The sequence below is a fragment of the Streptomyces bohaiensis genome (assembly GCF_012033785.1).
Taxonomy (GTDB): domain Bacteria; phylum Actinomycetota; class Actinomycetes; order Streptomycetales; family Streptomycetaceae; genus Streptomyces; species Streptomyces bohaiensis.
The window spans coordinates 1-13,584 of the sequence record NZ_JAAVJC010000126.1 but is presented as its reverse complement, the minus strand read 5'-3'; the positions used below and the strand labels follow the sequence as shown (position 1 = coordinate 13,584).

The 13,584-nt window shown below is 73.2% G+C and carries 11 protein-coding genes and 1 pseudogene; 1 reads left to right on the top strand and 11 read right to left on the bottom strand.

Features of this window, described 5'->3' with window-relative positions; translation table 11 throughout:
- Positions 1 to 129 precede the first annotated feature (129 nt).
- Positions 130 to 1,599, top strand: coding sequence for an alpha/beta hydrolase (locus tag HCN52_RS14865; RefSeq protein ID WP_168088925.1), 1,470 nt, complete (start codon positions 130 to 132; stop codon positions 1,597 to 1,599).
- Positions 1,600 to 1,674: 75 nt separating this feature from the next.
- Here the strand turns inward: HCN52_RS14865 and pgi are convergent, their stop codons facing one another.
- The 11 genes and pseudogenes from pgi to HCN52_RS14810 form a co-directional block, all read right to left on the bottom strand.
- Entirely contained in the window at positions 1,675 to 3,342 is a 1,668-nt protein-coding gene (gene pgi, locus HCN52_RS14860; RefSeq protein ID WP_168088924.1) for a glucose-6-phosphate isomerase, read from the bottom strand.
- A 100-nt stretch (positions 3,343 to 3,442) separates the two neighbouring features.
- Positions 3,443 to 3,778, bottom strand: a complete 336-nt coding sequence (locus HCN52_RS14855; RefSeq protein ID WP_168088923.1) for an RNA polymerase-binding protein RbpA — start codon at positions 3,776 to 3,778, stop codon at positions 3,443 to 3,445.
- Between the two features lie 141 nt (positions 3,779 to 3,919).
- On the bottom strand, positions 3,920 to 4,135 hold the full coding sequence (gene secG / locus HCN52_RS14850) for a preprotein translocase subunit SecG (protein ID WP_168088922.1): 216 nt from the start codon (positions 4,133 to 4,135) through the stop codon (positions 3,920 to 3,922).
- 236 nt (positions 4,136 to 4,371) lie between these two features.
- Entirely contained in the window at positions 4,372 to 5,148 is a 777-nt protein-coding gene (gene tpiA, locus HCN52_RS14845; RefSeq protein ID WP_168088921.1) for a triose-phosphate isomerase, read from the bottom strand.
- Between the two features lie 70 nt (positions 5,149 to 5,218).
- A complete protein-coding gene (locus tag HCN52_RS14840; RefSeq protein ID WP_168088920.1) occupies positions 5,219 to 6,445 on the bottom strand; it encodes a phosphoglycerate kinase in 1,227 nt (408 codons plus the stop codon).
- A 73-nt stretch (positions 6,446 to 6,518) separates the two neighbouring features.
- Positions 6,519 to 7,523 (bottom strand): type I glyceraldehyde-3-phosphate dehydrogenase, encoded by a 1,005-nt coding sequence (gene gap, locus HCN52_RS14835; protein WP_168088919.1) that lies wholly within the window; start codon positions 7,521 to 7,523, stop codon positions 6,519 to 6,521.
- Between the two features lie 271 nt (positions 7,524 to 7,794).
- On the bottom strand, positions 7,795 to 8,772 hold the full coding sequence (gene whiA / locus HCN52_RS14830) for a DNA-binding protein WhiA (protein WP_168088918.1): 978 nt from the start codon (positions 8,770 to 8,772) through the stop codon (positions 7,795 to 7,797).
- Positions 8,763 to 9,779, bottom strand: a complete 1,017-nt coding sequence (locus tag HCN52_RS14825) for a gluconeogenesis factor YvcK family protein (RefSeq protein WP_209314555.1) — start codon at positions 9,777 to 9,779, stop codon at positions 8,763 to 8,765. Before HCN52_RS14825 ends, whiA begins: the two co-directional genes overlap by 10 nt.
- Before the next feature lie 26 nt (positions 9,780 to 9,805).
- Entirely contained in the window at positions 9,806 to 10,702 is an 897-nt protein-coding gene (rapZ, locus tag HCN52_RS14820; RefSeq protein WP_168088926.1) for an RNase adapter RapZ, read from the bottom strand.
- A gap of 160 nt (positions 10,703 to 10,862) precedes the next feature.
- Positions 10,863 to 13,010: an excinuclease ABC subunit UvrC gene (gene uvrC, locus HCN52_RS14815; protein ID WP_168088916.1), complete on the bottom strand. Its 2,148-nt coding sequence runs from the start codon at positions 13,008 to 13,010 to the stop codon at positions 10,863 to 10,865.
- 75 nt (positions 13,011 to 13,085) lie between these two features.
- Positions 13,086 to 13,584 (bottom strand): annotated as a pseudogene (locus HCN52_RS14810) (hypothetical protein); the annotation flags it as partial.

The window sequence follows — 13,584 nt, the reverse complement described above, 5'->3', positions numbered from 1 at the left end:
ACGAGCGGGGCCGTGTGGGCGCGTCCACCGGGGGCAGGAGCGCCCGCACGCGGCGCGCGCCGCGTACGACCGACCGGCGCACCGCGGTCCCACGGCGTGCGCCGGACCCCCGGCCGGAAGGACCCCTGCGTGATCCGTACACGTTCCCTCGGCGCCGGCGCGGCAGTGGCCGCCGCGCTCGCCCTCACCCTGACCCACGTACCCGCCGCAGCGGCGGTCGACGACCCGGCCGGCGACGGCCCCGAGTGGGGCGAGTGCCCCGGCGGTGCGGAACGCGGCGTCTACTGCGCCACCCTGGAGGTTCCGCTCGACCACGACGACCCCGACGCCGGCACCATCGAGCTGACCCTCTCGATCACCGGCCGGGGCGACGCCCCGCGCACCCTCGTGGTCAATCCGGGCGGCCCCGGCGCCCGGGGCATCGGCACCGAACGGCAGGTGTGGTCGTCCCTGCCGCCGGAGGTCGCCGACGTGTACAACGTCGTCAGCTTCGACCCCCGCGGTGTGGGCGCCTCCACGCCGCTGACCTGCGGCGAGTCCGACACCGAACCGGAGCGCCCCGCGCTCCCCCACCAGCCCGGCACCGCCGAGCAGGAGGCGGAGCGGCTCGACGCCGCCCGCCGGGTGGCCCAGGCGTGCGGCGCCGAGGGCGCGGAGCTGCTGCCGCACCTCACCACCGAGAACGCGGCGCGCGACCTCGACCTGATCCGCGCCGAACTGGGCCGGGACCAGCTGGACTTCCTCGGCTACTCCTACGGCACCCGGCTCGGCACCACCTACGCCACGCTCTTCCCCGAGCGGACCGGGCGGATGGTCCTGGACAGCGTCCGCGACCCCTGGGACAGCTCCTGGGAGGTCCAGTTCAAGCAGAACGACGCCTTCCAGCGCCGCGCGGAGCAGTTCTTCGCCTGGGCAGCCGAGCACGACGAGACCTACGGCCTCGGCACCGACGCGGCGGCGGTCGCCGCGAGCTGGGACGCCACCCGCGAGGAGCTGGCCGCGGCACCGGCGGGCGAGCGGGCGGGCAGCGCGGAACTGGACGACATGCTCGCCTCCGCGCTGTACAGCGACGTCTCCTGGCCGCAGCTGGCGGGAACGGTGGCGGCCCACCGGGCGGGCGACTCCGGACGGCTGCTGTCGGCGGTCGACCAGCTCGCCGAGCAGGGCGTCCCCACGGCGCTGCTCGCCTACACCTGCACCGACGACGCCTGGCCGACCGACTGGGAGACCTGGCGCGAGGCGACCGAGGCCTCGGCGGAGGACGCGCCGCACTTCGCCTGGCTGAACACCTGGTACAGCGCGCCGTGCGCGTTCTGGGAGCAGCCGGCGGGCGAGCCGGTGGAGATCGGTTCGGTGGCGCTGCCGCCGATGCTGCTGCTCCACGCCGCCGACGACCCCGCGACGCCGCTGGCCGGCGCGGAGCGGATGCGGGAGGTGCTGACCGACTCGCGCCTGGTCGTCGTCGACAGCGGCAACCACGGGCAGTTCCTGTACGAGCGGAACGACTGCGTGGACGACCACGGCTTCCGGTACCTGCTCACCGGGGAGCTGCCGGAGGCCGACACCACCTGTGAGGGCGGCGAACCGCCCACCGCCTGACCGGGCGGCGACCCCCGACGCCCCGGGGCCCGTGCCGTGGCACGGGCCCCGGGGCGCGACAACCATGCTGCGGGCTCAGCGACCCCGCAGCTCGCGGTAGCGCGCCACCAGCGCCGCGGTGGAGGCGTCCAGCCCGGGCACCTCGGCGCCCTCGGTGAGCGCCGGCTCGACCCGCTTGGCCAGTACCTTCCCCAGCTCCACTCCCCACTGGTCGAAGGAGTCGATGTCCCAGATCGCGCCCTGCACGAAGACCTTGTGCTCGTAGAGCGCCACCAACTGGCCGAGGACGGAGGGGGTCAGCTCCGGGGCGAGGATGGTGGTCGTCGGCCGGTTGCCCGGGAAGGTGCGGTGCGGGACCAGTTCCTCGGCGACCCCTTCGGCGCGCACCTCCTCGGAGGTCTTGCCGAACGCCAGCGCCTGCCCCTGCGCGAAGAGGTTGGCCATCAGCAGGTCGTGGTGGCCCGCCGGGCCGGCCGGCGTACCGCTGACCGGACGGGCGAAGCCGATGAGGTCGGCGGGGACGAGCTGGGTGCCCTGGTGCAGCAACTGGTAGTACGCGTGCTGGCCGTTGGTGCCCGGGGTGCCCCACACCACCGGGCCGGTCTGCCAGTCCACCGGGCGGCCCTGGCGGTCCACCGACTTGCCGTTGGACTCCATGTCGAGCTGCTGGAGGTAGGCGGTGAACCGCCCCAGGTAGTGCGAGTACGGCAGCACCGCGTGCGAGCGGGCGCCGTGGAAGCCGCCGTACCAGACCCCGAGGAGACCGAGCAGCAGCGGCGCGTTCTCCTCCGGCGGCGCCGAGCGGAAGTGGTCGTCGATCAGGTGGAAGCCCGCGAGCATCTCGCGGAAGTTGTCGGGACCGATGGCGGTCATCAGCGCGAGGCCGATCGCCGAGTCGAAGGAGTACCGGCCGCCGACCCAGTCCCAGAACTCGAACATGTTGTCGGTGTCGATGCCGAACTCGGCGACCTTCGCGGCGTTGGTGGAGACGGCCACGAAGTGCCGCGCCACCGCGGACTCGTCGCCGTCCGGCACCCCGAGCCCGCTCAGCAGCCACTCCTTGGCGGAGGTGGCGTTGGTGATCGTCTCGATGGTGGTGAAGGTCTTGGAGGCGACCACGAACAGCGTCTCGGCCGGGTCGAGATCGTGCACCGCCTCGTACAGGTCGGCGCCGTCCACGTTGGAGACGAAGCGGACGGTCAACCCGCGGTCGCTGTAGGCGCGGAGCGCCTCGTACGCCATGGCCGGGCCCAGGTCGCTGCCGCCGATACCGATGTTGACCACCGTGCGGATGCGGGAGCCGGTGTGGCCGCGCCAGTCGCCGGAGCGGACCCGGTCGGCGAAGACCTGCATCTTCGTGAGCACGGTGTGCACCGCCGGCACCACGTTGGTGCCCTCGCCGGCCACCGCGACCACGGCGTCGCTCGGGGTGCGCAGCGCGGTGTGGAGCACCGCGCGGTCCTCGGTGGTGTTGATGCGCTCGCCGGTGAACATGGCGTCGCGGAGCCCGGCGACGTCCGTGGCGCGGGCCAGTTCACGCAGCAGCCGCAGCGTCTCGTCGGTGACGAGGTTCCGCGAGTAGTCGATGTGGAGGTCGCCCGCGCGGACCGTGAGGCGCTCGGCGCGCCCCGGGTCGGCGGCGAAGAGGTCCCGCAGATGCGTACCGGTCGACTCCGCGTGGTGGGCGGCGAGCGCGCCCCACTCCGGCATCCGGTCCAGCCTGGCCCGTCCCGCTGCGTTCATCGTGCGTATCGCCCATCCGTGTCGACGTCACCGATGGGGCCCACGCTAGTCGATCACCGGGTGGCCGCCGGGGGCAGCGCGCTCGGTTCCGGCCGCGGGCTCAGATCTCGCCGCGGAGCTTGGCGAGCGCCTCGGCGAGGATGGCCTCGCCGTCCGCCTCGCTGCGGCGCTCGCGCACGTAGGCGAGGTGGGTCTTGTAGGGCTCGGTCCGCGGCGGCGCCGGCGGGTCCTCGCGGTCGGTGCCGGCCGGGAACCCGCAGCGCGGGCAGTCCCAGTGCGGCGGGACCTCCGCGTCGCTGGCGAAACTCGGCCGCGTCTCGTGCCCGTTGGCACACCAGAAGGAAATGCGCAGGCGCGGGGCGGAATCCCCGCGCTCGGCCTCGCCCATGGGCCCCGCCCCGATCCGGCTGCCCCGGATCGCGTTGCCACCTGCCACGGTCGTAACTCCCTGCCTCAGCTGCGGAAGAAGTCGCTTCAGTGTATGTGAGGAAGCCCGTGCGCACAGGGGGCTCACGCGTGCGGGTGAGCGAGGGGCAAACGGAAGCGCCCGGCCCCTCACGGGAGCCGGGCGGTCCGCCTACTTCATCAGCAATCCGAGGCCCACGACGGTCCCGAACCAGATCAGCGCCACGACGATCGTCATACGGTCGAGGTTGCGCTCGGCGACCGAGGAACCACCGACCGACGACTGCATGCCGCCGCCGAACATGTCGGAGAGACCGCCGCCCTTGCCCTTGTGCATGAGCACCAGGAGCCCCAGCAGGAAGCTGAACAGGATAAGTGCGACCTGCAATCCGGTTTCCACGGAACGGACCTACTCTCTGGACGGACGAACGGGCCCAATGTACAGGCTGCGGGGCGCACACTCACCGGTGCGGGCCCACCGGACCACCGGGCGGCAGCCGCTCGGTGGTGACGGCGGGGACAGCCTACCCGCCGCCGGCCGCGCCGTCCGCCCCCGCGGCGCCGGACCGTGACCGGACGGTCACGTTCCCCGCGGCGCCGGCGCGGGGGCGGCGGGCAGCGGTCCTACTGGTCGCGGAAGCGGACGATCCGCACGAACTCGTCGGCGTCGAGCGAGGCCCCGCCCACGAGCGCGCCGTCCACGTCGGGCTGCGACATGATCGCCGCGACGTTTCCGGACTTCACCGAACCGCCGTACTGGATGCGCACGGCGTCGGCGACCTGCTGGTCGTACAGCTCGGCCAGCCGCCCCCGGATCGCGCCGCAGACCTCCTGCGCGTCCTCGGGTGTCGCGACCTCGCCGGTGCCGATGGCCCACACCGGCTCGTAGGCGACGACGAGGGTGGCGGCCTGCTCTGCCGGGACCCCGTCGAGCGCGCCGTCGAGCTGGGTCAGGGTGTACGGGACGTGCTCACCCGCCTTGCGGATGTCCAGCCCCTCCCCGATGCAGAGGATCGGCGTGACCCCGTGGGAGAAGGCGGCCTTGACCTTGGCGTTGCAGAGCGCCTCGTTCTCGCCGTGGTACTGGCGGCGCTCGGAGTGGCCGACGGCGACGTAGTGCGTGCCGAGCTTGGCCAGCATCGCGCCGGAGACCTCACCGGTGTAGGCACCGGACTCGTGCGCCGAGAGGTCCTGCGCACCGTACTTGATCTTCAGCTTGTCGCCGGCGACGAGGGTCTGCACCGACCGCAGGTCGGTGAAGGGCACGAGGACGGCGACCTCGACGTGCTCGAAGTCCTCGTCCTCCAGGGTGAAGGCGAGCTTCTGGGTGTGGGCGATGGCCTCGAGGTGGTTGAGGTTCATCTTCCAGTTGCCCGCCATCAGCGGCGTGCGGGTGGTCATGACGGGTCCCCTGTGGATCGGTGGTGGGCCGGAGGCACCGGCCCGGTGGTGTGGGTGCGCGAGCGCACCGTCAGTCCTCCAGCGCGACGAGACCCGGCAGGGTCTTGCCCTCCAGGTACTCCAGGCTGGCGCCGCCGCCGGTCGAGATGTGGCCGAAGGCGTTCTCGTCGAAGCCGAGCAGCCGGACCGCGGCAGCGGAGTCGCCGCCCCCGACGACGGTGAACGCCGAGCTGTCCAGCAGCCCCTGCGCCACCGCGCGGGTGCCCGCGGCGAACTCGGGGTGCTCGAAGACGCCCATCGGGCCGTTCCAGAAGACCGTGGCGGCGTCGGCGAGCTTGGCGGCGTACAGCGCGCCGGACTCCGGGCCGATGTCCAGCCCCATGAGCCCCGCGGGGATCGCGTCGGCCGGGACGACCGCCGGGTCGGCGCTCGCCTTGCTCTCCAGGTCGGGGAAGGAGGCCGCTGCGACCACGTCGACCGGCAGCACGAACTCCACGCCCCGCTTCTCCGCGCGCTCCAGGTACTCGCGCACCACGGGCAGCTGGTCCTCCTGGAGCAGCGAGGAGCCGACCTCGTGGCCCTGCGCCTTCAGGAAGGTGAAGACCATGCCGCCGCCGACCAGGATGCGGTCGGCGCGCTCCAGCAGGTGGTCGATGACGCCCAGCTTGTCCGAGACCTTCGCCCCGCCGAGCACCACGGCGTAGGGGCGGGAGACGTCGTCGGTGAGGCGGCGCAGTACGCCGACCTCGGTGGCGATCAGCTCACCGGCGGCGTGGGGCAGCCGCGCCGGGAGGTCGAAGACCGAGGCGTGCTTGCGGTGGACGGCGCCGAAGCCGTCGCCCACGTAGAGGTCGGCCAGCTCGGCCAGCCGGTCCGCGAAGGCGGCCCGCTCGGCGTCGTCCTTGGAGGTCTCCCCCGGGCTGAACCGCAGGTTCTCCAGCAGCGCCACCTGGCCGTCGCCCAGCGCCGCGACGGTCGCGCGAGCGGACTCGCCGTCGGTGTCGGCGGCGAACGCGACGTCCTGGCCGAGCAGTTCACCGAGGCGGGCGGCGACCGGGGCGAGGGAGAACCGCGGCTCCGGCGCGCCCTTGGGGCGGCCGAGGTGGGAGGCGACGACCACGCGGGCACCGGCGACCAGCAGGGCGCGCAGCGTGGGCAGCACGGCGCGGATGCGGCCGTCGTCGGTGATGGTGCGCGCCGCGTCGCCGTCGCCGGCGAGCGGGACGTTCAGGTCGGCGCGGACGAAGACGCGGCGGCCGGCCACGCCCTCCGCGATCAGGGTGTCGATCGTCTTCATGAAAGGGCTCCTGTCACGGCACAGGGCCCGTGCTGTGCACGGACCCTGTCCCGACGTGATGTACCGGCCTGTCTCAGAGCTTCTCACCGACGAAGACGGTGAGGTCCACCAGACGGTTGGAGTAGCCCCACTCGTTGTCGTACCAGCCGACGATCTTGACCTGCTTGCCCTGGCTCATGGTGAGCTGCGAGTCCAGGGTGCAGGAGGCGGGCCAGTTGACGATGTCCGAGGAGACGATCGGGTCCTCGGTGTACTCCAGGATGCCCTTCAGCTCGCCCTCGGCGGCCTTCTGGAACGCGGCGTTGACCTCGTCGCGGGTGACCTCGCGGCTCAGCTCGACCACGAGGTCGGTGACGGAGCCGGTGGGGACCGGGACGCGCATCGCGATGCCGTCGAGCTTGCCCTTGAGCTGCGGGAGGACCAGCGCGGTGGCCTTGGCGGCACCGGTGGAGGTCGGGATGATGTTCTCCGCGGCGGCGCGGGCGCGGCGCAGGTCCTTGTGCGGGAAGTCCAGGATGCGCTGGTCGTTGGTGTAGGCGTGGACCGTGGTCATCATGCCCTTGACCAGGCCGAAGTTCTCGTCCAGCACCTTGGCCATCGGCGCCACGCAGTTGGTGGTGCAGGAGGCGTTGGAGATGACGTGGTGCTGCGCGGGGTCGTAGTCCTCGTGGTTCACGCCCATCACCACGGTGATGTCCTCGTCGGAGGCGGGGGCGGAGATGAGGACCTTCTTGGCGCCGGCGGTGAGGTGCTTGGCGGCGGCGTCGCGCTTGGTGAAGATGCCGGTGGACTCGATGACGATGTCCACGCCCAGCTCGCCCCACGGGATGTCGGCGGGGTCGCGCTCGGAGAGCACCTTGACGGTCTTGCCGTCGACGGTGATGGTGTCGGCGGTGTGCGAGACCTCCGCCTTCAGCCGACCCAGGATCGAGTCGTACTTCAGGAGGTGCGCGGTGGTGGCGGTGTCACCCAGGTCGTTGACAGCCACGATCTCGACGTCCGCACCCTGCTCCAGGAGGGCGCGGAAGTAGTTACGGCCGATGCGGCCGAAGCCGTTGATTCCTACGCGGATCGTCACGAACCGATCTCCTCGTTGGTACGCCGGTGGCGACACCGGCGAAGCTGTTTGGGATGTCCCCGACCGTGTTCGACCCTACCGCGCCGGTCCTCGCGGTGCTGACACCGGTGGCGGAGTACCGGACACGTCGGGCGGGACGGTCGGGCACCGGCCGCACGGCATCGGGCGGCGGTGCTGGGGGCCTGCCCGGCCGGACGGCCGGGTACGCCGGGACCGGGGCGAGCGGACCGCGCAGGGCGGTCCGGGCACGCCCCGGCGTCGGGCCGGCGTCTCAGCCGACCATCTCCTCCGTGAGGCTGGACTCGGTACCGGCGATACCGAGGTCCTGGGCGCGCTTGTCGGCCATCGCCAGCAGCCGCCGGATGCGGCCGGCGACCGCATCCTTGGTCAGCACCGGGTCGGCCAGCGCGCCCAGCTCCTCCAGCGAGGCCTGCTTGTGGTCCATGCGGAGCTTGCCCGCGGCGGCGAGGTGCTCGGGCACGTCCTCGCCGAGGATCTCCAGGGCGCGCTGCACCCGGGCGCCCGCGGCGACGGCGGCGCGGGCGGAGCGGCGCAGGTTGGCGTCGTCGAAGTTGGCGAGCCGGTTGGCGGTGGCCCGCACCTCGCGGCGCATCCGCCGCTCCTCCCAGGCCAGCACGGACTCGTGGGCGCCCAGCCGCGTCAGCAGGGCGCCGATCGCGTCACCGTCACGGACGACGACGCGGTCCACGTTGCGCACCTCTCGCGCCTTGGCGGCGATCTGGAGCCGTCGGGCGGCGCCGACCAGGGCGAGCGCCGCCTCGGGGCCGGGGCAGGTGACCTCCAGCGAGGAGGAGCGACCCGGCTCGGTCAGCGAGCCGTGGGCGAGGAAGGCACCGCGCCACGCGGACTCGGCGTCGCAGGTCGCCCCCGAGACGACCTGCGGCGGCAGGCCGCGGATCGGCCGCCCTCGGCCGTCGACCAGACCGGTCTGCCGGGCGAGCTGCTCGCCGCCCGCGACCACGCGGACCACGTAGCGGCTGCCGCGGCGCAGCCCGCCGGGGGCCATCACCACCAGGTCCGAGGAGTGGCCGAAGATCTCCAGGATGTCCCGGCGGAGCCGGCGGGCGGCGATGCCGGTGTCCAACTCGGCCTCGATCACGATCCTGCCGCTCACCAGGTGCAGGCCGCCCGCGAACCGCAGGGTCGAGGACACCTCCGACTTGCGGCAGCAGGTGCGTGTCACCGGCAGCCGGGAGATCTCGTCCTTCACCGCAGCGGTCATCGCCATGGGCCGATCCTTCCATGCATCCTGAAAATACGGTCGTACGCGGCGGCCAGCAGCTCCGGGTCGTGCCGGGGCGTGCCGTCCTGCGCTGCCACCGGCGCGAGCTCGACGGCGGCGCCGATCCGTCCGGCGGCGGCCTGCAGGCTGCCGAAGTCCGGCACGGCGTCCTGGTCGGCCAGCACCACGTCAAAGGTGAGTTTAGGGGCGTGTTGTACCAAAACCTCCACATGACGCTGCGGAGAGAAGCCTTCGGTTTCGCCGGGTTGCGGCGCGAGGTTGAGCGAGAGGACCCGGCGGGCCTTGGTCTCGGTGAGCGCCTGGAGGAGTTCGGGGACCAGCAGGTGCGGGATCACCGAGGTGAACCACGACCCCGGGCCGAGCACCACCCAGTCCGCCTCGCGGACCGCGGCCACCGCCTCGGGGACCGCCGGCGGGTCGGCCGGGTCCAGCCGCACGCGCTGCACCTCCCCCGGCGTCAGCGCCACGGTCGCCTGCCCGCGCACCGAGCCGGTCTCCTCGGGGCGGACCGGGTCGTGCCCCCGCACCAACGCGGTGAGTTCCAGCGGCACCGCCGACATCGGCAGCACCCGTCCGTGCGCGCCGAGCAGCTTGCCGACCAGGTCGAGCGCCTGCACGTGGTCGCCCAGCTGCTCCCAGAGCGCGACGATCAGCAGGTTGCCGACGGCGTGGTCGTGCAGCGCTCCCTCGCTCTTGAAGCGGTGCTGCACCACCTCCGACCAGGTGCGTCCCCAGTCGTCGTCGCCGCACAGCGCCGCCAGCGCCTTGCGCAGGTCCCCCGGGGGCAGCACCCCGAGCTCGTCGCGGAGCCGGCCGCTGGACCCGCCGTCGTCGGCCACGGTCACGACGGCGGTCAGCTCACCGGTGATCCGGCGCAGTGCGGTGAGCGAGGCGGACAGGCCCTGCCCGCCGCCGAGCGCCACCACCTTCGGCGCGGCGCCGCGGCGACCGCGCAGCGGCCGGCGGATGCGCGCGGCGCGGACCGGGCCCAGGCGCCGCGGCCTGGCTTCGGGAGGCACTACTCCCGTCCCATGTCCCGGTGCACGACGGAGGTCTCGACGCCCTCGTCGGCGAGGGTGCGCGCCAACCGCTCCGACATGGCGACGCTGCGGTGCTTGCCGCCGGTGCAGCCGACGGCGATGGTCACGTACCGCTTGCCCTCCCGGCGGTAGCCGGTGGCGATCAGCCGCAGCAACTCCGTGTAGCGGTCCAGGAACTCCTTGGCACCGGGCTGGTCGAAGACGTACCCGGCGACCTCGGGGCTGGTCCCGGTGAACGGCCGCAGCTCGGGCACCCAGTGCGGGTTGGGGAGGAAGCGGCAGTCGACGACGTGGTCGGCGTCGACCGGCAGGCCGTACTTGTAACCGAAGGACATCACGGTGGCGCGCAGCGCCGGCTCGCCGCCCTCCGCGAACTGGGCGTCCATCTTGGCGCGCAGCTCGTGCACGTTGAGGTTGGAGGTGTCGATGACCAGGTCGGCGTCGCCGCGCAGCTCGCGCAGCAGGTCGCGCTCGGCGGCGATACCGTCCACGATCCGCCCGTCGCCCTGCAGCGGGTGGGGGCGGCGGACGGACTCGAAGCGGCGCACCAGGGCGTCGTCGGAGGCCTCCAGGAAGACGATGCGCCGGGTCACCGTCTTCGCCGCCAGGTCGGAGAGTGATTCGCGCAGGTTGTCGAAGAAGGAACGCCCGCGCACGTCCACGACGACGGCGATCCGGGCGACGTTCCCCGCGGAGCGCGCGCCGAGGTCCACCATGGTGGTGATCAGCGCGGGCGGCAGGTTGTCGACGACGAACCAGCCGAGGTCCTCCAGACACTTCGCGGCCGTGGAGCGGCCCGCCCCGGACATCCCGGAGATGATCACCAGCTCGGGCGTGGTCAGCAACTCCTCGCCACCGGGTGCACCGTTGGCCATCAACTCGTCAGCACTCACGCCGATTCTGCTTTCTTCACTCATGTGTGTCCTACCCCCGCCGTCGCCGTGCTCGATGAAGGGCGCGTGGGCCGGGGCCGCGCTGCCGCCCGCCCGGTCGCGGTGCGCGGCCGTCGGTCCGCCGCCGCGTGCGCCGCTCGCTTCAGTTCTCGATGATCTCACCGGTGGCCGTGTTGACAGCAGGCCGCGCGGCTCCCGCCGCGAGTGCCGCCGCGACGTTCTCGGCGGTGCGCCGGCCGACGCCGGGCACCTCGCAGATCTCCTCCACCGTGGCCTCCCGCAGCCGTTTGAGCGATCCGAAGTGGCGCAGCAGCGCCTTGCGGCGCGTCTCGCCGAGGCCGGGGACCTCGTCGAGCGGGCCGCGCCGCACGGTCTTCGCCCGGCGGCCGCGCTGGTGGCGCAGCGCGAACCGGTGCGCCTCGTCCCGTACCCGCTGGAGCAGGTACAACCCCTCACTGGTCCGCGGAAGGATCACCGGGTCCTCGTCCCCGGGGAGCCACACCTCCTCCAGCCGCTTGGCCAGACCGCAGACCGCGACGTCGTCGATGCCAAGCTCGTCCATGGCGCGGCGGGCGGCGGCCACCTGTGCGGGCCCGCCGTCCACCACGACCAGCTGCGGCGGGTAGGCGAAGCGGCGCGGACGGCCGTCCTCGTCCCGGGGCCCCGCCGGCGGGCTCTGCTCCCCGGGGGCGTACGCGCCGGCGGGGCGGCCGTCGGCCGGCTCCGCCGCACCGCCGTCCACCGCGGAACCCCGGTCGTCCACCGCGGAACCCCCGTCGTCCGCGGCGACCGCGGCGACCGCGGCGGTCTCCGGCTCGGCGGCGGTCCCGTGGGTGCCGGGGTCGCCGTCCACCCACTCGCCGGTCCGCTCCGTCTCCCGCAAGTAGCGGCGGAACCGCCGGGAGATCACCTCGTGCATGGCCCGGACATCGTCCTGTCCGGCGAATCCCTTGATGGTGAAGTTGCGGTACTCACTCTTTCGGGCCAGGCCGTCCTCGAACACCACCATCGAGCCGACCACATCATCACCCTGGAGGTGGGAGATGTCGTAGCACTCGACCCGCAGCGGCGCGCTCGGCAGGTCCAGTGCCTCGGCGATCTCCTCCAGGGCGCGCGAACGGGTGGTGAGGTCGGAGGCCCGCTTGGTCTTGTGCAGGGCGAGCGACTGCTTGGCGTTGCGCTCCACCGTCTCCAGCAGGGCGCGCTTGTCGCCGCGGCGCGGCACCCGCAGGTCGACCCGGGAGCCACGGCGCTGCGACAGCCACTGCTCCAGCGGTTCGACCAGCTCGGGGAGGACCGGCACCAGGACCTCCCGGGGGACACCGCCGGTGCCGCCCGAGCCGCCGTCGCCGGTCTCGTCACCGTAGAGCTGCTGCACGGCGTGGACGACCAGTTCGGCGCTGCTGACCTCCTCGACCCGGTCGGTGACCCAGCCCCGCTGCCCGCGCACCCGGCCGCCGCGGACGTGGAAGATCTGGACGGCCGCCTCCAGTTCGTCCTCGGCGAGCGCGATGAGGTCGGCGTCGGTGGCGTCGTCGAGCACGACGGCGTTCTTCTCCATGGCGCGGCGCAGGGCGTCGATGTCGTCACGGATGCGGGCCGCCCGCTCGAACTCCAGCTCCTCGGAGGCCTGCTGCATCTCGATCTCGAGCCGCCGCAGGTGGCCGCCGGTGCGGCCCGCCATGAAGTCGCAGAACCGCTCGGCGAGTTCGCGGTGCTCCTCGGGGGTGACCCGGCCGACGCAGGGCGCCGAGCACTTGTCGATGTACCCCAGCAGGCAGGGGCGGCCCACCTGGTGGGCGCGCTTGAAGACCCCGGCGGAGCAGGTGCGCACCGGGAACGCCCGCAGCAGCAGGTCGACCGTCTCGCGGATCGCCCAGGCATGGGCGTAGGGGCCGAAGTAGCGCACGCCCTTCCGCTTCGGCCCGCGCATCACCTGCGCGCGCGGGAACTCCTCGTTCATCGTGACCGCGAGCGACGGGTAGCTCTTGTCGTCGCGGTACTTGACGTTGAACCGGGGGTCGTACTCCTTGATCCAGGAGTACTCCAGCTGGAGCGCCTCGACCTCGGTGGAGACGACGGTCCACTCCACCGAGGCGGCGGTGGTGACCATCGTCGCGGTGCGGGGGTGCAGGTTGGCGAGGTCCTGGAAGTAGGAGGAGAGCCTGCTGCGCAGGCTGATGGCCTTTCCCACGTAGATGACCCGGCGGTGCTCGTCCCGGAAACGGTAGACCCCCGGCGAGTCGGGGATCTCCCCGGGTCGGGGGCGGTAGCTGGTGGGGTCGGCCATGCTGCCACCCTACGGCTCACCGCCCACAGGCCGTGTCGGCGGACACCCCCACGACCGGGCCGGCCGCGAGGCAGCTCAGCGCCAGCCGAGCCGGAGCGCGGTGGTGACCTCCAGCGGGGAGAGGCCGGCGAAAGCGGCCAGCAGCCCGGTGCCCTCCGGGGACCGCGTCCAGACCGGCCGACCGGTGCTGACGTACCGGTTCCAGGCGTCGGCATAGCCGTCCGCGCGCCGCCGGTTCTCGCCCAGCACGGTCGGCACGGCGTGCTGGACCACGGCGTTGGCACCGGTGCGGAGGACGGCGCGTGGCCCCGGCGCGGGCGCGAGGTGGCGGGGCAGCAGGTACCGGGGAGCGGTGACGACGCCGATCGCCTCGTCCAGGGCGATGGCGAACAGCTCGGAGTCGCCCGGTGGCGCCCCGGCCAGACCGATCCGGAGGACGCCGGCGCCGTCGGGCTCGACGGCGACCGCCGCCGCGCCGCGGTCGGTCAGCCCCGCCGTGTGCAGCCCGTCGGCCACGGCGCGCGCGACGGCGGGGACCACCGGCTCGCGGCCGGCGGCGCGCCACAGCGAGAAC